General features: G+C 61.9%; 18 protein-coding genes and 2 pseudogenes. 14 read left to right on the top strand and 6 right to left on the bottom strand.

The window, feature by feature from the left end; all coding sequences use genetic code 11:
• Positions 1 to 391 precede the first annotated feature (391 nt).
• From WAQ08_RS03705 to WAQ08_RS03725, 5 genes are all read left to right on the top strand, one after another.
• Positions 392 to 1480, top strand: coding sequence for a hypothetical protein (locus tag WAQ08_RS03705; RefSeq protein ID WP_422189288.1), 1089 nt, complete (start codon positions 392 to 394; stop codon positions 1478 to 1480).
• A 3-nt stretch (positions 1481 to 1483) separates the two neighbouring features.
• On the top strand, positions 1484 to 1858 hold the full coding sequence (locus WAQ08_RS03710; protein ID WP_422189289.1) for a hypothetical protein: 375 nt from the start codon (positions 1484 to 1486) through the stop codon (positions 1856 to 1858).
• A gap of 375 nt (positions 1859 to 2233) precedes the next feature.
• Positions 2234 to 2851, top strand: coding sequence for a hypothetical protein (locus WAQ08_RS03715; protein ID WP_422189290.1), 618 nt, complete (start codon positions 2234 to 2236; stop codon positions 2849 to 2851).
• 1 nt (position 2852) lies between these two features.
• Positions 2853 to 3182, top strand: a complete 330-nt coding sequence (locus tag WAQ08_RS03720) for a hypothetical protein (protein WP_422189291.1) — start codon at positions 2853 to 2855, stop codon at positions 3180 to 3182.
• A gap of 61 nt (positions 3183 to 3243) precedes the next feature.
• Positions 3244 to 3549: a hypothetical protein gene (locus tag WAQ08_RS03725; protein WP_422189292.1), complete on the top strand. Its 306-nt coding sequence runs from the start codon at positions 3244 to 3246 to the stop codon at positions 3547 to 3549.
• A gap of 30 nt (positions 3550 to 3579) precedes the next feature.
• Here WAQ08_RS03725 and WAQ08_RS03730 read toward each other — a convergent pair whose 3' ends face one another.
• Together WAQ08_RS03730 and WAQ08_RS03735 are read right to left on the bottom strand one after the other, a co-directional pair.
• Positions 3580 to 4086 (bottom strand): hypothetical protein, encoded by a 507-nt coding sequence (locus WAQ08_RS03730; RefSeq protein ID WP_422189293.1) that lies wholly within the window; start codon positions 4084 to 4086, stop codon positions 3580 to 3582.
• A 70-nt stretch (positions 4087 to 4156) separates the two neighbouring features.
• Positions 4157 to 5119 (bottom strand): FitA-like ribbon-helix-helix domain-containing protein, encoded by a 963-nt coding sequence (locus WAQ08_RS03735; RefSeq protein ID WP_422189294.1) that lies wholly within the window; start codon positions 5117 to 5119, stop codon positions 4157 to 4159.
• Positions 5120 to 5288: 169 nt separating this feature from the next.
• Here WAQ08_RS03735 and WAQ08_RS03740 point away from each other — a divergent pair, with 169 nt between their 5' ends.
• The 8 genes from WAQ08_RS03740 to WAQ08_RS03775 all read left to right on the top strand — a co-directional run bounded on the left by WAQ08_RS03740 (position 5289) and on the right by WAQ08_RS03775 (position 16114).
• A complete protein-coding gene (locus WAQ08_RS03740; RefSeq protein ID WP_422189295.1) occupies positions 5289 to 5585 on the top strand; it encodes a DNA-binding protein in 297 nt (98 codons plus the stop codon).
• Position 5586: 1 nt separating this feature from the next.
• Complete coding sequence (locus WAQ08_RS03745) at positions 5587 to 5910, top strand: helix-turn-helix domain-containing protein (protein ID WP_422189296.1); 324 nt, start codon at positions 5587 to 5589, stop codon at positions 5908 to 5910.
• 183 nt (positions 5911 to 6093) lie between these two features.
• Positions 6094 to 6246 carry a hypothetical protein gene (locus tag WAQ08_RS03750; protein WP_422189297.1) on the top strand — a complete coding sequence of 51 codons (153 nt, stop codon included), beginning with the start codon at positions 6094 to 6096 and terminating at the stop codon, positions 6244 to 6246.
• A gap of 1121 nt (positions 6247 to 7367) precedes the next feature.
• The gene (locus WAQ08_RS03755; protein ID WP_422189342.1) at positions 7368 to 9233 is read left to right on the top strand and encodes a DEAD/DEAH box helicase; all 1866 of its coding nucleotides are present in this window, start codon (positions 7368 to 7370) and stop codon (positions 9231 to 9233) included.
• A complete protein-coding gene (locus WAQ08_RS03760) occupies positions 9233 to 10681 on the top strand; it encodes a DUF3375 domain-containing protein (RefSeq protein WP_422189343.1) in 1449 nt (482 codons plus the stop codon). The genes WAQ08_RS03755 and WAQ08_RS03760 overlap by 1 nt, the downstream gene beginning before the upstream one ends.
• 95 nt (positions 10682 to 10776) lie before the next feature.
• Positions 10777 to 11448 (top strand): DUF4194 domain-containing protein, encoded by a 672-nt coding sequence (locus WAQ08_RS03765; RefSeq protein ID WP_422189344.1) that lies wholly within the window; start codon positions 10777 to 10779, stop codon positions 11446 to 11448.
• The gene (locus tag WAQ08_RS03770; RefSeq protein ID WP_422189298.1) at positions 11445 to 14846 is read left to right on the top strand and encodes an ATP-binding protein; all 3402 of its coding nucleotides are present in this window, start codon (positions 11445 to 11447) and stop codon (positions 14844 to 14846) included. The genes WAQ08_RS03765 and WAQ08_RS03770 overlap by 4 nt, the downstream gene beginning before the upstream one ends.
• The gene (locus tag WAQ08_RS03775; RefSeq protein ID WP_422189299.1) at positions 14843 to 16114 is read left to right on the top strand and encodes a Wadjet anti-phage system protein JetD domain-containing protein; all 1272 of its coding nucleotides are present in this window, start codon (positions 14843 to 14845) and stop codon (positions 16112 to 16114) included. The genes WAQ08_RS03770 and WAQ08_RS03775 overlap by 4 nt, the downstream gene beginning before the upstream one ends.
• A gap of 373 nt (positions 16115 to 16487) precedes the next feature.
• On the opposite strand, the pseudogene WAQ08_RS03780 reads toward WAQ08_RS03775, so the two are convergent.
• The 4 genes and pseudogenes from WAQ08_RS03780 to WAQ08_RS03795 form a co-directional block, all read right to left on the bottom strand.
• Positions 16488 to 16610 (bottom strand): annotated as a pseudogene (locus WAQ08_RS03780) (nucleotidyl transferase AbiEii/AbiGii toxin family protein); the annotation flags it as partial.
• Positions 16607 to 16891, bottom strand: coding sequence for a type IV toxin-antitoxin system AbiEi family antitoxin domain-containing protein (locus WAQ08_RS03785; RefSeq protein WP_422189300.1), 285 nt, complete (start codon positions 16889 to 16891; stop codon positions 16607 to 16609). The pseudogene WAQ08_RS03780 and the gene WAQ08_RS03785, both read right to left, overlap by 4 nt.
• Before the next feature lie 76 nt (positions 16892 to 16967).
• Positions 16968 to 17733, bottom strand: a pseudogene (gene tam / locus WAQ08_RS03790) (trans-aconitate 2-methyltransferase).
• Between the two features lie 47 nt (positions 17734 to 17780).
• Positions 17781 to 18680 carry a 1-acyl-sn-glycerol-3-phosphate acyltransferase gene (locus WAQ08_RS03795; RefSeq protein ID WP_422189301.1) on the bottom strand — a complete coding sequence of 300 codons (900 nt, stop codon included), beginning with the start codon at positions 18678 to 18680 and terminating at the stop codon, positions 17781 to 17783.
• 314 nt (positions 18681 to 18994) lie between these two features.
• Here WAQ08_RS03795 and lldP point away from each other — a divergent pair, with 314 nt between their 5' ends.
• On the top strand, positions 18995 to 20671 hold the full coding sequence (lldP, locus tag WAQ08_RS03800) for an L-lactate permease (protein ID WP_422189302.1): 1677 nt from the start codon (positions 18995 to 18997) through the stop codon (positions 20669 to 20671).
• Positions 20672 to 20691 lie beyond the last annotated feature (20 nt).

Below are 20691 nucleotides of genomic sequence, written 5' to 3' on the forward strand. Positions count from 1 at the left end.
TAGGCGATGATGCTGGGTTCGGGTGGTCGGCAGCCAATCCTCTGCCACAATTGAGGGAAGCGTGGCGCGGCATGGTATTTTTCATGGCATCAAAGGCGTGATCTTGATTAAGTCATTGATTTGTATGGATAAATTTCACTTGACAATGATCGAGTGGAAGCCTGGCCGAGTGGCACGCGCTACGAGACGCGATGCCTTGACGGTGGAGCGTGGGACCGCTCGACCAGCTGGGGCATGTTCGCAACCTTGGAAGAGGCATTGGCATGTGCTCGCGCCGGTTCAGGGTGGCGACGGCAGGGACGTGCAGCATGATGCGCGGCCTTTTCCTGGCCGTTGCTGGCGCACTGTGTGGCTTCGCGTGGGGGCATGAGGGCCTGCCTGGTTGACAGGCTTGGCGGCCCTTGTCCCGGTTCTCTGGAGCCTGGCAGGTTCGCGGTGGTGGGCCAGCGCGGCAACGCTGGCCTACTACCTGGCCGCCAGTCGCGGCCTGCCATTCGGAGCAGGCATCTTCTTCGCAGAGTCGGCCCCCTTGTGGTTCAGCTGGGCGCTGTGGCTGGTTGCCGGCATGGTCAATGCGTTGCCCTGGCTTCTCCTTTGGAGTGAAACCCCACGCCGACAGGCGTGGACACTACCGGTCGCGCTCGCGTTGACGGCCGTGCCGCCGATTGGCTTCATCGGCTGGGTGAATCCGATGACGGCCGCCGGCGTCCTATTCCCCGGCCTTGGTTTCGTCGGCTTACTTTGCCTGGTGGCCGGCTTTGTCCTGATCGTGCTGCGCTGTTGGTCGGCGGTCGCGGTTCTGGCCAGCATGGCAGTGGTTGCGAACCTCGTCATGCTGCAGGCGCGACCGGCCTGGGCGGACGCCTGGTCGGGGCACGACACCGCTTTCGCGCGGCTGCAGACGGCCGCCGCGCCGAATTTCCTGGCTGAAGGCCAGCGCATGGCGCAGGTCCTCATGCTGGCCGCCCAGCTCGAACCTGGCCGCGTTCTGGTCCTGCCGGAAACCATGCTGCCGCGTGTACGCCAAGGAAATGACTTCAACGCCTCGATGCTGGCCGACGTTTCGGCACAGCTCAGGACGAAGGGCAGCACGATGCTGGTGGGTGCCGAAATGTCTATTCCCGGTCGTCCGATACGCAATGCTTTGGTCGCCCTGGGGAGCGATGCCGGCCCGCTGGCCCAGCGTGTGCCCGTGCCCATTGGCATGTGGCGGCCGTGGGCTGCTGATTCCATCGCCGCCGACCCCTTTGGCAGTGGCATCGGCCTAGTAGCGGGCCGCCGTGTCGCCTACGCAATTTGCTATGAGCAACTGCTGACGTTCCCCATGTTGGTCAGCATGGCAAATCGCCCCGATGTGATCGTCGGTGCAGCAAACGATTGGTGGGCAAGAGAAACCAGCATTCCAACCATTCAAGGCCAGGTGCTCGATGTTTGGGGAAGGCTATTCGGTTTGCCGGTCATTCGGGCGACGAACATTTGAAACGTGGTCGCCGGGTGGATTTCTGCTGACTATGTCAGCGTATTGGAAGCGGATTCCGCTGATTCAGTCAGCATATTTGAAGGAGATGAAATGAGGAAAAGTCAAAAGATCGGCGGCTTCGCGGTTGAAGCCATGCCGGTCGGTTCCGGCCATCAAATTGAATGGTCTGTATGGCTGGCCGATCTGCCCTATGTCCGTGCATCCGCGCCTGACCTGGCCGACGCGAAGAGGGCGCTTGAAGATCGTTGGAAACAGTTAGTCGTCGCCTACCGCTCCGCCGGTGAACCGGTGCCACGTCCAATTCGTCGCCGGGGTAATCGGCAGATTCTGGACACGCTTCGCAAGCTCGGTGCCAGGCGCGGCAGCAGTGTTTTCTGAATGCCTTGGAAGTGCAGTCATGAGGCCGTGTTCGCGCAGTGTTTTCGCAGTGCAGCCGCAGTGTGATGCCATGAACTTGCAGCGTGCATGCAGTTAGTCCGCAGTGTCGAAGCAGCATTTTGCATGGCGTGGCTGTTGGCAGTTCGCCATCAGGCCCCTTGTGCTCTTGCTGCTACGTGCCCCAGGTCTTGCATGCCCGGAAACGCATTACACCCACCACCCAATCAATGCTGAGTGGAACATAAAGGGGTATTGCGTTGCAGGGTTGTTTTTGGGCGTTTTTCGTTGCAGGACAAGGCTTAGAAGCGTCCTGCACTTTATAGAAACGTGTTGCGTTCGCAGGACGCGCCCGCAACACAGATGAAAGGGGGCCACATGGCCGCAAAACGAACTTATTCGGTCCGGCTCGAAGATGAGCAACGCCAACAGCTGGAGGCCCGAGCCGAAGCCATCGGCTTGCCAACCGGGCACCTCATTCGGTCGGCGATTGCCGATTTCCTGCGGCAGCAGGAAGAGAAGGACTACCTGGCCGACGTGGAGGCACGCATTGCCACTGCGATCAACCGGCTGGCTCGCCAGGTGGAGAAGGACCGTGCAGAACAGCAAATGGTCCTTGGCGTTCTTGACTACGTGCGGGAATGGCTGTCCTTCACATTGCCGCCGCCGGCGGACAAGGACGCGGCAAACGCACTGATGAAGGAGCGAAACAAGAATTTCCTCACTCGACTGCCGCTGCAGTTCACTACGGGCAGTAAGGCTAAGGTGACGACATACATGGAAACCAAGACAGCCGAAGCCGAGCCGTGCCCTAAATGTGGAACCGGAATTCTCATGCCGAAAGAAGGGCGGCAGGGACTGTTTTGGTACTGCACCAACTGGAATGCGTCACCGAAGTGTGAGGCGACTTTTCCGGACGTTGATGGTCGGCCGCAATTGCCCAATGGTGATTCGAGCGGCGGTCAATCGGAATTTTCAATCAACCAGGAGTCATGACATGCAAACCACGATCTATTCCGCAATGGCGATGCTGACCAGCGCCACATCCATCAAACACATACTCGATGATGACGCCGAGGAATTGAGCTGCGGCCAGGTGCACTATGCCTTGGAGCTGGACAGCCGACTTTTCTTGGTGTGGGGCGACATGGACAGCGGTTCGATGATCGTTTCACCTATCGAGCGCTGGAATCTGGAAAACCTGATGGAAGCAATAGATGACCCGATGCCGGTGCTGTCATTCACCGAGGTTGCCGCGCGGGCGCTGGGCAAGGTGGCGGGGCAGACGATTGCAGCGTCCGCCCCGCCGGCCAAGACGACCCATTGAGTGAGGCACGTATGGCCCAACGAACATACACCATCAACGCTGTGACGGGGGAGGGATAACGATGTTCTTCCTGACCTACGTAATGGCCCAGGACGCGGGCGGCGTTCGCGTGATCCTTCCCGACTTCGATCTGCACGCAAGCGCTGCCGCTGTCGTAGAGGTGCCCGACCGCCTTCAGGAGGCCATTGCTCAACGATATGAGAGCCACATCCCGAAGTCCTCGCGCTTTGAGGACCTGCAGGCTGATGAACGCTTTCGCGATGGTTGGTGGCTCTGGCTCAACATCGACGTGGACGCCCTCGGTCGCCGGCGTCGAAAACGGAAGACGGTGCGCGCGGCTCTCCATCCGATTCGGTCAAGCAAATAGGCCGTGAGGTCGGAGGCGCAGGAATGGCGCTCAGGCAGGTGCCTTTTTCTGTGTTGGGATGCGGGTGTGCGCGACCGCACCATCGGGCGTGATCGTGAATTTCATGTCGGATTCGCGGTACGTGCTGGCGGTAATGCCGCAGTACAACGAATCGAACAACCACGTCGCCATAAGCATTTGGATAATGGCCTTGCTTACATCGGCATGCTCGCCCGTGTTCACGGCCTTGACAACCTCGCCGCCGAAGAATGACACGGCTCCTGCAGTCCACTCCGAGCCCATATTGCGAGCATTCTGCTCGCGGGATTTGGAAACCTCGAACAGGTTTTCAATATCGAATTGGTCTTCGCTTTGGAAATGCGGCTCCCCATTCGCATTGAGTACAAGTGTTGTTACTTTCATAATGACTTGGGTTATGCCAGCCAGACGGGTACGCACCTGTTCAGCGGTAACGGCGCGGCGAAGGTCGGCTTTCAGTGCATCAAAGGCCGGGCCTACTTCTGCATTCAGCCAAGCTTCCTCGGCTTCCTTCCTCATGGTTCACTCCTTTGCTAGATTCTCAGAACCCCTCACATGCTGCCCATGATGGTCTTGTGCCCGGCATGGGTTAATTGTCGCTGCAAGCCATCGTTGTTGCGCCTTGACGAATCTGCGTGCGCAGTTCGTTCAGATGTGTCCGGGCCGAGATCACTCGCTCTATGCGCTCGTACAGCGATTTCCAACCCGGCCAGTAGTGATGCTTCGGTGCCATCTCGCGATCCCATATGTCCTCCCACCACATAGACCGCGATTCCTCCTTGAGTAGGGACCCAGGATGGGTATTCCCCTTGGTCAATTGCTCGATGTCATCGGGCCGCAGTTGGTAACCCAGAACCATGATGCCGCTACCCATCGCGGTGTAGCGCTTGTACAGAAGTTCGAGCGTCACGAAGAGCGCGGCCAGAGATGCTTCACCACCAGCACCAATCTCCTCTGATACATGAATCGGCGTGTAGAACGTCCGAAAGTGACCCTTGTCAGATTCTTTCACGATGTACAGCCCGCCGGTGGGATTGGCGGCTCGGATCAGGTGCAAGGTCTTGACCGTTCCGTCCGACTGGCTGTTGGCGAGGCCCCAGCTCAAAAGCCAGTCCACGGCTTCGAAGGGATTCTCAGATAAGCGCTCGTATTCGGGGGGGTAGAGCGCTTTGTCACCATGCTTGAGCCAGTCTGAGTCGACACCCAGGAAGCTCGCGATGGCCGACAGTTGGGAAAAACTCGGCTCCTTTTCCCCAAGAAACCAGTCCTCGACATCCTCTGCTCGTTCCTCCTTAATTGCCTCGGCGATGTGTGACGGAGTGAGCTTCGTGCCTCGTCGGCCGGCGTTGACCTGCGTCAGCATCCGATTGAGTCGCTCTGCGACTTCCTTGCGGCGCGTGTTCCGACTGTCTTGCACTAACAACGGGTCAACCCATGCTCGCAGGGCCTGCCGTGCTTCGGCCTCGGTTGAGCGGTCGTGGAGATCCGCCAGTGTTTCCAGTGCTCGAAAGATCTGGTTTGGTATGTTTCTAATCGCTATTTTGCTGAACATGATGGCCTTTCGATCAAAAGTTTCAAAACGATATCAAAATGAAGAATTGGTTCAGTGTGATCATTTTGTGATCTAGTGGGGCTGAAGTCAAGGCGGTTGGGCGGGTAGATGTGGGCGCCTTGGACTGCTCTGCTTGACAAACTACGGGAAACCCGTATGATTCAATCACATGCGTACTGTGATCGAGACCCCAACTTTCCAGAAGCAGGCCGAGAAGCTGTGGTCAGAGGACGAGCGACTGGCCTTCATCGACTGGATTGCAGCGAACCCGTTGGCCGGGGATGTGATCCCAGGTGCTGATGGGGCACGCAAGGTTCGCTGGAGCCGTGCAGGGTCTGGCAAATCAAGCGGTGCGCGGGTGATCTACTTCAACCTGACGGAGCGGGAGGTGGTGTTGCTGGTAGCGGCGTATGCCAAAGCTGAACGCACCAACATGATTCCCGCTGAAATCAAGAAGGTGGTGTGACATGGGCATCAAGAAAATCGACGTTGAGAAGGTGGCAACGGCTATCGAGGCCGATGCCGGTGAAGCTCTTCCTGATCTGCGGCAAGCGCTCGCGGAAGCGAAGGCAGGGCTTGGGCGAGTGACCACGCCCGATCAAATCCTTGTGCGCCAGGCGCGGGAGAAGTCTGGCTTGACACAAGCCGCATTCGCCGAGCGCATCGAGACCCCAGTGGCGACGTTGCGCGACTGGGAGCAGGGGCGGTTTGCCCCGCCCGGCGGCGTGCTGTGCCTGCTTCGGCTGATCATCAAGCACCCCGAGTTGTCCAATGAGTTGAGCGCCGCGTGAAATTTGCTGAACGTGGTACTTTTCATGGCATCGAGTGCGGAGATGTCTGCAACTCATTGTCAAATAACGAATTTTCCCACTCGTTGATGACTGAGTGGGAGTGAGGCGTTTAAAAATCCCTTTTAAATCAACAGCTTATGAATCATTGCTTCAATCATTTATGGAGTAACTGAACCTTCGTAAGTGCTTGATTTGCAAGAGATTTATCGGAATTCGGCTTTTGGCCATCTTGAATTTCTGACGGTATATCCGAAGATCAAATTGCAAGGTGAATTGGCTGCGATGTTTGGGCTTGCATCATTGCCCGTCAGCTTCGCCTGCATCATCGAGGCGTGACGGTCAAAATTTGGGCGAGAAGCCTGCATTCATACGGGCTCGAAGGCGCTTGCGCATCTGTGATTGGGCTGACAAGAGCTCTCCTCAATCACGGAGTCAAGCACGATGCTTACCAAAGCAGTAGTCAGGAACCTCAAGCCTCACGCTGGTGAATCGGCTAAATCAGCGGCCCTGTTGTCGCTGATAACATTGCAAAACACACTGCGATGTTGTCGCGGGAGTGGCAAACCTTCCACCCCCTGTCATGAAGCCCGCACGAACTGAAACCCGCGAACGTATCGTCCGTGGCCGCAAGGCTGCCAAAACTGTTGCAGGGCAAGGCGAACATCCTAGACTTTCCCGCTTGCGGCGCCCGGAGGCGATGGACCCTTTGGCTTGGCAGCGCGCCCTGCGCCAGCAGTTCGGTCGTGAGCAGCTTTTCACGCTGATACCTGTCCGCACCGACGGCGTGTTTGGCGACTATGCCGTCGGCAATCCCGAACGGCAGTCCAGCTACCGCGTGGCCGTGCGTGGCTTAGAGCCTGGGGACAACTTCTGCACCTGCCCCGACTACGCCAGCAATGGCCTGGGTACTTGCAAGCACGTCGAGTTCGCGCTGCACAAACTGAAGGGCCAGCGTGGGGCGAAGAAGGCGCTGGTGCAGGGATGGCAGCCGGGCTTCAGCGAAGTGTGGCTGCGTTACGGCGATCAGCGGAGCGTGCATTTCCGCGCAGGTGGATCTTGCCCGGAGGTCTTGCAGCGTTTGGCCGGAAAGTGGTTCGATCATGCCGAAGACTGGCGGCTGCCAGGCGAGCGTTTGCTGACACTGCACGACTTCGTGCACAAGGCTTGCCGTGCCGCCGATGCGGCGGGTCATGAACTGCGGGTGTATGACGATGTGTTGGCTTTCGCCGCCCAGGCCAGGGATGCGGCGCATCGCCTCGACGTGCTGCGCCAGAACTATCCTCGCGGCGTGAAGGACAAGGGCCTGGCGAAGCTGCTGGCCACGCGGCTGTATCCCTATCAGATCGAAGGTGCCCTGTTCGCCGCGCGCATGGGGCGAGTCCGGTGGCCGACAACGAGTGGTGGAGGCTGTACGACTGTTCGCCGCGCGCATGGGGCGAGTCCTCATCGGCGACGACATGGGCCTTGGCAAGACAGTGCAGGGCATCGCGGCGGCCGAGTTGATGGCGCGCCACTTCGGTGTGCGGCGCGTGTTGGTGGTGTGCCCGACGTCGCTCAAGCACCAGTGGCAGATGGAGATCAAGCGCTTCGCGGGCCGTGATGCCCAAGTGCTGGGCGGCTTGCGCCAGGCCCGTCTGGGGCAATGGCGCGAGGATGTGTTCTGCAAGATCGTCAACTATGAAACCCTGGTGCGCGACGCGGATCTGGCCGAGGCCTGGGGGCCTGAGTTGATGATCGTGGACGAGGCGCAACGCGTGAAGAACTGGGACACGCAGGCAGCCCGCGCGATCAAGCGCATCGCGGCGCCCGCGGTGTGCCCCCATGTGATTGTGCTAACGGGCACCCCATTGGAAAATCGCCTGGAGGAGTTGGTGTCAATCGTGCAGATCGTGGACCAGCACAGGCTGGGCCCTACTTGGCGCTTGCTGCATGCGCACCAGGACACCGATGAAGCTGGCCGTGTCACGGGATACCGTGACCTGCACCTGCTGGGCCAGACGCTGGCGCCTATCCTGCTGCGGCGGCGCAAGGCCGATGTGCTGACCCAACTGCCCGAGCGTGTGGACAAGACGCTGCTCGTTCCCTTGACGCCGCAGCAGCGCGCGCACCATGACGAGAACGGCGCGATCGTGAGCCGCATCGTGACGCGTTGGCGCCAGACGGGCTATCTGTCGGATGCGGATCAGCGGCGTCTGCAATGCGCCTTGCAGAACATGCGCATGGCATGCAACAGCACTTGGCTGCTGGACAAGCAGACCGACCACGGCACCAAGGCCGGTGAGTTGATGACCGTGCTCGAAGAGATCTTCGAAGATCCTCATGCCAAGGCGGTGGTGTTCAGTCAATGGTTGGGCACGCACGAGGTGTTGATGCGGCGCCTGGCTGCGCGGGGCTGGGGCCATGTGTTCTTTCATGGCGGGGTGGCGGCCGATCGGCGTGCTGAACTGGTCCGGCAGTTCCATGACGATCCCGATTGCCGTTTGTTCCTGTCGACGGATGCGGGCAGCACAGGACTGAATTTGCAGCATGCCGCCGCGGTGATCGTCAACATGGACCAGCCCTGGAACCCAGCCATTCTGGAGCAGCGCATCGGCCGCGTGCACCGCATGGGGCAGAGGCGGGGCGTGCAGGTTATCAACCTTGTGGCTGAGGAGAGCATCGAGCAGGGGATGCTGTCCTTGCTGGCGTTCAAGAAGTCCTTGTTCGCTGGCGTGCTGGATGGTGGCGACAGCAGCATTCTCATGGAAGGTGGCCGCCTGACCCGCTTTATGCGGAGTGTGGATGCCCTGGCGGACAAGCTGGCACGGGACGGGGTGCCGATGCTGAGTGAAGCCGGTGAAGAGGCCGCGCCAGCCCGCCTTGCGGCGGCTTCGCCATCCGTCGAACAACAGGGTGAACCCCTTCGGCCATCTGTGGAGACGTCTATCGCGGCGCCCTCCATCGTCAGCGAGCCCATATCGCCTTCGCCAGTCTCGCATCAACCGCAACCGCAACCGCAACAGGATCCCTGGGCACCGCTGCTTCAGATCGGGCTGCAATGCCTGCAAGCGCTCGCATCCGCGCAGGCAGCGGGACCCTCATCCTTGAATGGCGCTGTGCAGCCTGGCATGCCAAATTTGGCGAATCTGGTGCACACCGATGCCTCATCAGGCGAGCGCTATCTGCGGCTGCCCCTGCCTGATCCGCACCAGATCCAGATGCTGGCCGACGCGCTTTCCGGTGTGCTGGCCTCCACGGGTTTGATGCCTGTTACCGGCGCTCCGGTCATCGGCCAAGAAAATGTCCACCACGAGGCGCAGAGTTTGGCGGATGCGGCGCGATGATGGACTACGCTTCGCTGGAGACCTTGCGGGCGCGCCACCCCGCATGGCGCCTGCTCGCTTCGCCACATGCGCCGCTGGTGGCCTGTTTCCTGCATCGCGTGTTCGTACTGCCTAATGTGCGCGTGTTGGCGGCGGCCGATCTGGTTGAATCGCTGGAAGACGAGCTGTATGGTCTGCGCCTGTCCTTGGGGCCCGACAGCTTTCCCAAGCCGGCGCTGGATTACCTCAACGATTGGGCCCATCCCGACAAGGGCTGGCTGCGCAAGTTCTATCGCCAGGGTACCGATGAAGCGCAGTTCGACATCACACCCGCCACCGAAAAGGCCATCGCGTGGCTGGCGGGTCTGGGCGAGCGCAGCTTCGTTGGCACGGAATCGCGCCTGCTGACACTGTTCGAGTTGTTGCGTCAGATGAGTGCCGGCAGCGAAGCCGACCCTGCCTTGCGCCTGGCCGAACTCCAGCAGCGTCGCGATGAGATCGATGCCGAAATGGCGCGCGTGCGCACCGGCGACATGGCTTTGCTGGACGCCACCGCCGTGCGCGACCGCTTCCAGCAGTTCCTCCAACTGGCGCGCGAACTGCTGGGCGATTTCCGCGAGGTCGAGCACAACTTCCGCTTGCTCGACCGCCGCGTGCGAGAACGCATCGCGCTGTGGGATGGCAGCAAGGGCGACCTCATCGAGCAGATCATGGGCGAGCGCGATCTGATCGCCGACTCGGACCAGGGACGCAGCTTCCGCGCGTTCTGGGATTTCCTGATGTCCTCGCGGCGGCAGGAAGAACTCACGGCCCTGCTCGAACGTGTGCTGTCGCTGGGCCCGGTGGCCGAACTCAAGCCCGAGGCCAGGCTCAAGCGGGTGCACTACGATTGGCTTGAAGCCGGTGAGCACACGCAGCGCACGGTGGCTCAGTTGTCGCAGCAATTGCGCCGCTTCCTGGATGACCAAGCTTGGCTGGAGAACCGCCGAATCATGGACATCCTGCATGGCATCGAAGCCAAGGCCCTGGCGGTGCGCGAGCAGGCACCTGCCGGCGGATTCATGACCATCGATGAGCTTGGCGCCGACATCGAGTTGCCAATGGAGCGCCCGCTGTTCGCACCTGCACTCCGGCCTGCGATCGCCAATGTCCGGATCGAGCGGGGCGATGAGCTGGTGGATGCAGATGCCCTGTTCAACCAGGTGGTGGTGGACACGGCACGATTGAGCAGCCACATCGGCAAGACGCTTCAGATGCGCGATCAGATCACACTGGGCGAACTCGTGCGGGCGCAGCCTCTTCGCCAGGGACTGGCGGAGTTGGTTGCCTATTTGCACCTGGGCGGCGAGGCCTTCCGGACCGTGGTCGATGACGAGACCCAAGAGCATGTCGGCTGGGAGTCGCAGGCCGATGATGGTGGCGTGGTGCAACGGTCCGCGCGCCTGCCTCGCATCATTTTCGTGAGATGAGGTAGTAGGCCATGCACACGGCGATGGATGATCGATCTGATGACCTGCCCGACGCCGATGCTGGGGTGGATGGGCATGGCAGCGTGGCACCTGACATGCAGAGGTTTCATGACAAGCGACCCGATTGGCTGCCCGCGCTGGTGATCGGCTTGCTCAAGGGCGTGCTGTACCGCGAGGCCGATGCGCGTCTGTGGGGCGTGTTGCTGGATTTGCAGGCCCGCGTGCGCGACCATGTGGCTGTGCTGGGCCTGGATCTGATCGTGGACGAGGCCGAGGGATACGCCTTCCTCAAAAGCCGGACTCAGTCAGAAGGCCAGGAGTCTGAAGCGCAAGCGGGAGGGACGTTGGCGATGCCTCGCCTGGTGGCGCGCCGTCCCTTGTCTTTCCCTGTGAGCCTGCTGCTGGCGTTGCTGCGCAAGAAGATGGCCGAGTTCGATGCGGGCGGCAGCGATACCCGGTTGGTGCTCACGCGTGACGACATCGTCGAGTTGATGCGCGTGTTCATGCCGACCAGCGCCAACGAAGCCCGCCTCATCGACCAGATCGACACCCACATCAACAAAGTCGCTGAGTTGGGCTACTTGCAGCGCCTGAAGGCCGTTAGCGGCCCGCCGAGCTTCGAAGTAAGGCGCATCCTCAAGGCCTTTGTCGACGCGCAGTGGCTGGCTGACTTCGACGCCCGCTTGGCGGCCTACAAGCTGCACCTGTCCGGTGAGGCGGGCATGCAAGGCGAAGCAGGCGGCCATACAAGTGGGGAGGGCGCATGAACCAGCCTCATACCCTGGGCCTGGATTTGCTGGGCGATGAGGCCCTGGTGGGTTTCCGGCTGCAACGCCTGGAGGTGCTCAACTGGGGCACCTTCGACGGCAAGGTTTGGAGCCTGGGGCTCGACGGGCGCAATGGCCTGTTGACCGGTGACATCGGGTCCGGCAAATCGACCCTGGTCGATGCGGTGACGACGCTGCTCGTGCCCGCACACCGGATTGCCTATAACAAGGCTGCGGGCGCCGACAAGCAGGAACGCAGCTTGCGCTCTTACGTGCTGGGGCATTACAAGTCCGAGCGCAACGAAGCCACAGGTGCCGCGCGGCCGGTGGCCTTGCGTGACCACCGCAGCTACTCGGTCATCCTGGGCGTGTTTCACAACGCGGGTTATGACCAGACCGTCACCCTGGCCCAGGTGTTCTGGATGAAGGATCTGCACGGGCAGCCCGCGCGCTTCTTCATGGGCTGCGATGGCGAATTGAGCATCGCGCGCGATTTCAGTGACTTCGGCACCGACATCGCGCAGCTGCGCAAGCGCCTGCGCGGCCTGGGCGCGGAGATCGAGGACAGCTTTCCCAAGTACGGCGCCTGGTTCCGGCGCCGCTTCGGCATCGAGGGCGAGCAGGCGCTCGAACTGTTCCACCAGACCGTGTCGATGAAGTCGGTAGGCAACCTGACAGATTTTGTGCGCAGCCACATGCTGGAGCCTTTCGATGTGGCGCCGCGCATCCAGGCCCTGATCGCCCACTTCGACGACCTCAATCGCGCCCACCAAGCCGTGCTCAAGGCGCAGAGGCAGGTGCAACTGCTGACGCCGCTGATCGAGGATGGCGACCGGCACGCGCAGGTGACCGTTGAGCTCGAAGGCCTGCGTGCCTGCCGCGAAGCGCTCAAGCCCTGGTTCGCCGAACTCAAGCTGGGCCTGCTGGCCCGGCGCCTCCAATTGCTGGAAGAAGATCATGTTCGTCTGAGTGCGCACAAGGTCCGCCGCGTGGACGAGCGCAATGGCCAGCGACTGGATGAGGAACGCCTGCGCCGCGCCGTGGCCGAGCAGGGCGGCGACCGACTGGCCCAACTCGATGCGGAGATCGGCGAGCAAGAACGCGAAAGACAGCGGCGGAGCCAGCGCAGTGAGCGTCATGGCCAGTTGCTTCAGGCGATCGGCCACGATCCGGTGGAGGACGAAGCCGGCTTCGCGTCTTTGCTGGCCCAACTGGCGCAGCGGCGCGAGGCCTTGAAGCAGCGTGACGACGACACCCTCAACCGCATCACCGAGTGGAGCGTGAACCTGCGCGAAGGCAAGCGCGATCATGATGCGCTTGCCGATGAAGTCGCCAGCCTGCGGCAGAGGCCCAGCAACATCCCCAAGGCGCAGATCGCCATGCGCGCGGCCATGTGTCAGGCGCTGGACATCGACGAGACCGATATGCCGTTCGCGGGTGAACTGATCCAGGTGCGCGAGGCTGAGCGCGACTGGGAAGGCGCCATCGAACGTGTGCTGCACAATTTCGGCTTGGCATTGCTGGTGCCCGAATCGCACTATGCGGAGGTGTCGGCCTGGGTGGACCGTACCCACCTGGCGGGCCGGCTGGTGTACTTCCGCGTGCGCCCGGCCAGGCAAGGCGATCGCCAGGACGCGCAGGGTCTGCATGCCGATTCGCTGGTGCGCAAGCTGTCGATCAAGCCGGATTCCGCGTTCTACGGATGGCTGGAGCGCGAGCTGGCCCTGCGTTTCGATTACGCCTGCTGCGCCACGCCGGAGCAGTTCCGGCGCGAGATGCGTGCTCTCACACGCAACGGCCAGACCAAGGCGCCGGGTGAGCGGCATGAGAAAGACGACCGCCACCGGCTCGACGACCGTGGCCGCTATGTGCTGGGTTGGCATAACGCGGGCAAGATCGCCGCGCTGGAAGCCCGCATGCAAACCTTGGCGCAGCGCCTGGGCCAGATCGGCCACGACATCGCTCAAGCCCAGGCCGAACAGTCCGGGTGGCGCGATCAGTTGCAGGCCCTGGCTGAACTGCAGGGCTTCGCCGATTTCCGCGAGGTGGACTGGGGCAGTTGTGCTGTGCAGATCGCCCGCCTGCAAAGCGAGAAAGCCCGGCTGGAAGCGGCCAGCGATCTGTTGCGCGAACTGAGCGTCCAACTGGCCGACGCCCAGGCCGCCTTGCATGGGACGGAGACGGAGCTGTCGCGTCTGGACCAGGAGCTGGGCGGCCTGGAAACCCGCCGGGAGGCGGCACAAGCGTTGCAGGTGGAAACCGAGACGCTGTGTGCGCCCATCGACGAGCTGTTGCGCCAGCAACTGGAGGGCCTGCGCGGCCAGATTTTGGGCGAGCACCAGCTTTCGGTAGAGAGTTGCGACAACCGTGAGCGCGACATGCGCGAAGGCGTGCAAGCCAGGATGGATGCCGAAAGCAAGGCCCTGTCCCGGCTGGCCGAGCGCATCATCAAAGCCATGTCGGCCTTCAAGGACGAGTTCAAGCTTGAAACCGCCGAGTTCGATGCCAGCCTGGATGCCTTGTTTGAATACCGCCAGTTGCAGGGGCAGTTGCGGCGAGACGATCTGCCCCGATTCGAAGCCCGTTTCAAGGAACTGCTCAACGTCAACACCATCAACGAGATCGCCAATTTCAGCGCGCAATTGGCGCGTGAGCGCGAGACCATCAAGGAGCGGATCGAGCGCATCAACGAGTCCCTGGCGCAGATCGACTACAACCCCAACCGCTTCATCGTGCTGGAGTCGCAGCTCAGCCCCGATGTCGAGATCCGCGATTTCCAGTCTGATCTGCGTGCCTGCACCGAAGGCGCCGTCACAGGCTCGGACGAATCGCAGTATTCCGAAGCGAAGTTCCTTCAAGTCAAAGCGGTGATCGACCGTTTCCGGGGGCGCGACGGCCAGTCCGAGCTGGACCGTCGCTGGACGCTCAAGGTGACCGATGTGCGCAACTGGTTCCTCTTCGCGGCCAGCGAGCGTTGGCGCGAGGATGGCAGCGAGCACGAGCACTATTCCGATTCGGGCGGTAAGTCCGGCGGGCAGAAGGAAAAGCTCGCCTACACCATCCTGGCGGCCAGCCTGGCTTACCAGTTTGGCTTGGAGTGGGGCGCGGTGCGTTCGAGGTCATTCCGCTTCGTGGTGATCGACGAGGCCTTCGGGCGCGGCTCCGATGAATCGGCCCAGTACGGATTGAGGCTGTTCAAGCAATTGAATCTGCAACTGCTCATCGTCACGCCTTTGCAGAAGATCCACATCATCGAGCCTTATGTGTCCAGCGTTGGCTTCGTGCACAACGAAGGCGGGCGCACATCGAGGCTGCGCAACCTGGGGATCGAGGAATACAGGGCGCAGAAGGCCGGGCATGATGATGCTGGCGACGGTTCCGGCGCGGAACGAACGTGAACTGGACCACGCCTTCGGAATTGAAAGCCCAGTTGGCGCGCCGTTGGGAGCGTGGAGACTTGTTGCGCGCATGGATGCGGCAGAAGCAGGCTGAGCCGGGTTTTTGTGCCGACGAAGCAGTCAGGGGCGGGGTAGATGCAGAGGCACAAGCCGACGTCGCGCGAAGCCCCACGTTCCCTTTGGCGTTGAAATTCAAGGGTCCCAGCTCCAGTGAGGTCACCGCGCGATTCTCCGAAGTGCGTGACTGGGTGGCGAGCCTGTCCGCGCTGCCGCATGTGCGCCTCACCTTGCGTTCGTTCCGGCATCCGGTAATGGGTGCGCAGCAGCTGCCCGAGGCGATCGAGGTGCACAGCCTGGAGGATGCGCTGATCTGGCTGGGCCGGCGCGCGGATGCCGAACGCCTCGGCCAATTGCTGGCGTTGACGCAAGCCCGGGTACCGGCGCTGACTGACTGGTTGAACCGTTCGCCCTTGCGGGCACTGGTGTTGGCGACGGTCTGGCCGGACCTGCTGTCCGTTGTCGACTGGCGCGTGCGCCATCCCGAGCCCGGCTGTTACCTTCGCCAGGTAGATCTGCCAGGCATCCACAGCAAGTTCATTGAGGCGCACCGGGGGGTGTTGGCCGAGATGCTCGATCTGGTCTTGCCGATGGATGCCGTGGCCACCGAGCACAGTGGTGTAGGGCGTTTTGCCGCGCGCTATGGTTTCACCGACAAACCCGAACGGATTCGTCTGAGGGTGCTCGATGCGGGCATCGCCACATTGCCCGGTGTCACTTGCCCGGACGTCGCGCTGGATGTCGATAGCTTCGTCGCACTGGCTTTGGGTCCTGCCCTGCGGCATGTTTTCATCACAGAGAACGAAGTCAACTTCCTAGCCTTTCCCGAAGCGCCGAGGGCCATGGTGATTTTCGGTGCGGGCTACGGTTGGCAGGCCCTGGCCCGTGCTGCATGGCTGCACAGCTGCGATATTCACTACTGGGGCGACATCGACACCCATGGCTTCGCCATCCTCGATCGCTTGAGGGCTCGCCTGCCCCATGCGCGTTCTCTCTTGATGGACCACGACACCCTCATGGCTCATCAAGCGCTATGGGGGGAAGAAGACAGCCCCGTCACGACCGATCTTCTGCATTTGCGGCCATCGGAGTGCGCCCTGTACGACATGCTGCGCGACAACCGCATCCGCCCGCGCCTGCGACTGGAGCAAGAGCACATCGCATACCACTGCGTCGAGGCAGCGGTGAGCGCTGCGATAGAGGATCGATGATCACTGGGGATCAATACATGGATGCGAAGCTCAACTGCGCGTCAAAATTGAGCGTGAGCTGAACGGGTTGCCTGAAAAGATTGAAGCGGCGCCAAGGTCCGGGAATGAACCGGTCATGTGCCAGTGGGATCGGTATGTGTGACATCAGTGTGGCGTACCGCATCGCCTGCGCGCACCGACGGTATGCGTGGGATCTGGAAACCCTCAAATGGCCTGCAATGGCAGGCATGCTGTTGTCGAAATGGTGCAGCAGGCGCACATACGCAGCCGCTAACGAACCGTGCGCGTCGAGTTCAGCTTCCAAAGCCGCTGCGGTTTCCAGGCCGATCAGTTCGCTCAATGGATCGCGGCCATCGTCACTGACCAGAATATCGGTCAGCCGGTACAGCAGTCGTTCCAGTCCATAGTGGGTCAGCGTCAGATTGAAATCCTGCTTCGTGGCATCGGCATGCTGCTTCAATCGAGCACGAATGGACGCAGCCAGGTTGCGGCTCATGCCGTGATGCTTTCCAGGTAAGGGCGCATGACATTGGCCACGCGGTCCACCGTGGCGTGGTGCCAGATCTTATCCATGTTCAGCTTGCCTTGTGTCCAACCATCCCGAAGCGCTTCCAGCGCCACATCCTGGCCTATCTTGTTGCGGTACTTGAAGCAGTCGGCCACGGTCTTGGCTGCATTGAACACGGGCACGCTCACACCATCGATCTGAAGCAGTTCAACGCCATCGGCCAATGCCGCGTCCGACATGCGTATCACGCGCAGCGCAGGTTGATCCAATCGCGGCGTGGGTGAATGGTGAGGGATGGCCACCCACACCTCGATTAGCGCACTCGGGCGCTGATGGATGGTCACGCTATCGCGTGGCCACGATGAACAGGCGGGGGAAGGGCAGTAGCACAGTACCATCGTCATACGCCGGGTAGGTCTGGGCGTATGGCAGCGGTGTAGGCCTGCAGAAACTCGGCTTGCTCGGCAGCGTCGAGCGGCCCCGGGAAAGGCCGGAGCGCTGTGCCCTTGAACCACTCGACCACGGCCGATGGTCCACCGCTCAAGGCGTGGAAGTAGGTGGTGCGCCAGACGTCCACCACGCGGCAGGTGTTGCGCAGCAGCGCGTAATAGACCTCAGCACTGTGCCGTTCTGGATGGCGCACCTTGCCGATCTTGGCTCGCCACGGCCCGCTCGCCGCAACCTCTCGGGCCAAACGATGTGCGGGCTCTTCCAGGTTGTCCGGGGCCTGGATGGCGAGTGAGCCACCTTCGCTCAAGTAGTTGGTCAGGCGAGGGTAGAGCGATGGGTGATCCGGGAGCCACTGCAGCGATGCGTTGGCCAGGATCACGTCGTACGACTGGTCTGGTGCCCAGGTGGCGATGTCCGACAGCGTGAAATCCACAGAAGGCAGGCGCTGGCGTGCCGCGTCCAGCATGTCCTGCGAGTTGCCGGTGCGGCTGATGTGCGCGGACGGAAAGCGTTGCACCAGCACTTCCGTTGAGTTGCCAGGGCCGCAGCCCAGGACGATCGCCCGGTGGACCGAGGTGGTCGGGATGGCCGCCACAAGATCACGCACCGGGCGCGTTCGCTCTTGTTCGAATTTTGAGTACTGCTGGGCCGACCAGGACATCGCGGCTCCTCGGGGTGTGGCGTTAAGCCCAGTGTAGGCCGGGTGCTTTAGCCCACAGCCTCAGGCAGGCATTCAGGCATCTGCCCATCAGGGTTCAGTGCCTGGATGAGTTGGCTCATCCGGGTGGTCAACAGGGCATTCAGAGCCTTCTGATCCAGGCGTTCGGCGTGCAGTGCAGGGCCGAAGGCCACCTGGGCTGTCTGATCGCGGTAGCGCGGCAGGGCCACCTGCAGTGCGGTCGCCAGCCTGGCCTTGTCATGCGCCGTGTTGCGTAACAGGGTGAGCGGATGCCGCCTGGCGGCCGGTGAGATGACATGGCTGACCAGCGCCGGCACGACGCGGGTCTCGGGCACGAGCCTGGTCAGCAAACCATAACTGCCCGACCACGCCTGCAAGGCGGTGATGGCCTCTTCAGGCCCTGACACGGCCGGATCCGGCTCGATCTCTCCCGCAGGGAAGGTGAGCAGGGCACCACCGTGCTTCAAGTGCCTGGCTGCATCGCGGATCACGGCCCGGCGCCCGGACTCATCTGCGGGCAGGAAGATCAGTTGCTGCGCCACGTGCGGCAAGGCCCGCAGAAAGGGCCGGTCCAGCGCGATCACACGCAGATCGGGGCGCGAGGCCAGGCTGGCGAACAAGGCGACCGTGTCGGTCATCCCGGGGTGGTTCGATAGGATGAAGGCAGGCCCCTCGGCCGGCAGGTGCTCAAGCCCTGTGGTGCTCAGCCCGGCGGTCATCTGGGCCACAAGCCAAGCACTGCCCATAGACAGGCCGTGTTCGCCAACGCGGGCATCGAAGGCCTGTGCGGTCAGTGCAAAGCGCCGGGCCCAGGGGCGAAGCAGGTGGCGCAGCGGTGTCTTGCCCATCCACATCAGGCCCGACGCGTCGATCAAGTCGTCGAGGTTGATCTCCGTGAGTGCGTCTACCTGGGTGTGGGTTTCGAGCATGACGGACACGATGGATGGTTTGGCGCAGTCTAGGCGCGAGCACGTATGAAAGCCGTGACTGGGCCTTGCCCGAAGGGGCTTGAATGTCGGCATTGTTTGAATTGGTCTCGGCTTATTGGTATGACCAATGTCAATTAATATGACTAACGCCGGCGTATCATCGGGTTTTCCCTGTCGAATTGGTGGGGTTTGCGATTGAGAATCGACCTCGCTTCGCAAGTGCGTTCAATATTGGTAATACCAATTCTTGCCAGCAACCATCGGGCCGAGGTCACAAGCCTCCGCTGTCCATTCACCCGATCACCACAACGGCCATGCAATCCATCTGGCAACAGAACTACGACCCCGCTGGGAACATCTGGATCTCCGCACTTGTCGCGCTCATCCCGATCATCTTTTTCTTCCTGGCGCTGACCAAGCTGCGCCTCAAGGGCTACATGGCCGGCACCATCACCGTGGCGCTGGCCCTGGGTGTGGCGCTGCTGTTCTACCGGATGCCCGTGAGCGCCGCGCTGGCCTCGGTGGTGTATGGCTTCTTCTACGGCCTGTGGCCGATCGCCTGGATCATCGTGGCGGCGGTGTTCCTCTACAAGATCTCGGTCAAGACCGGGCAGTTCGACGTGATCCGTTCGTCGATCCTGTCCGTTACGCCTGACCAGCGTCTGCAATTGATCCTGGTGGGCTTTTGCTTCGGGGCCTTCCTGGAGGGCGCGGCCGGCTTCGGCGCGCCGGTGGCCATCACGGCCGCACTGCTGGTGGGCCTGGGCTTCAAGCCGCTGTACGCGGCCGGCCTGTGCCTGATCGCCAACACGGCGCCGGTGGCCTTCGGTGCCATGGGCATCCCCGTCATCGTGGCGGGGCAGGTGTCGGGTGTCGATGCCTTCCAGATCGGCCAGATGGCCGGCCGGCAACTGCCCTTCATGACCGTGCTGGTGCTGTTCTGGCTGATGGCCATCATGGACGGCTGGCGCGGTGTGAAGGAAACCTGGCCCGCCGTGCTGGTGGGCGGCGGCTCTTTCGCCGTGGTGCAGTTCCTCACGGCCAACTACATCGGCCCCGAACTGCCGGACATCACCTCAGCCATCGTGTCGCTGGTGGCGCTGACGCTGTTCCTCAAGGTGTGGCAGCCCAAGCGCATCTTCCGCTTCGAGCTTGAGCCCGGCCAGGAACAAGCCACTGTGGCGCCTGCCGTGTCGTCGGGCGTGCCCATGACGATGGGCAGCATCATCAAGGCCTGGTCGCCCTTCATCATCCTGACGGTCATGGTCACGATCTGGAGCGTCAAGCCCTTCAAGGCCTTGTTCGCTGCCAACGGCCCCATGGCCTGGGCCGTGGTCAACGTGCCTGTGCCTTTCCTGCACAACCTGGTCGAGAAGACGCCGCCCGTGGTGGCATCGGCCACGCCTTATGCCGCGGTGTACGCCTTCAACTGGCTGTCGGCCACCGGCACGGCCATCCTGATTGCCGCGATGATCACCGTCGTCTTCCTGCGCTTCTCGCCGGGCAAGGCCGTGGCCACGCTGGGCGAGACCTTCAAGGAACTGGCTGTGCCGATCTACTCCATCGGCATGGTGCTGGCCTTCGCCTTTATCGCGAACTACTCGGGCCTGTCGGCCACACTGGCCCTGGCGCTGGCGCACACGGGCAAGGCCTTCACCTTCTTCTCGCCCTTCCTGGGCTGGATCGGGGTGTTCCTGACTGGCTCGGACACCTCGGCCAACGCCCTGTTCGGCGCGCTGCAGGCCACCACGGCGCACCAACTGGGATTGCCACCGGTGCTCACGGTGGCGGCCAACACCACGGGTGGCGTCACGGGCAAGATGATCTCTCCGCAGTCCATCGCCATCGCCTGCGCGGCGGTGGGGCTGGCGGGGCGTGAATCCGACCTGTTCCGCTTCACGGTCAAGCACAGCCTGATCTTCGCCGCCATCATTGGTGCGCTGACCACGCTGCAGGCTTACGTTTTACCGTGGATGATTCCGGGTCATTGAAACCCGACATCCGAGACATC

Origin of the sequence: Aquabacterium sp., assembly GCF_049274795.1 — a bacterium.
Lineage (GTDB): Bacteria > Pseudomonadota > Gammaproteobacteria > Burkholderiales > Burkholderiaceae_C > Aquabacterium.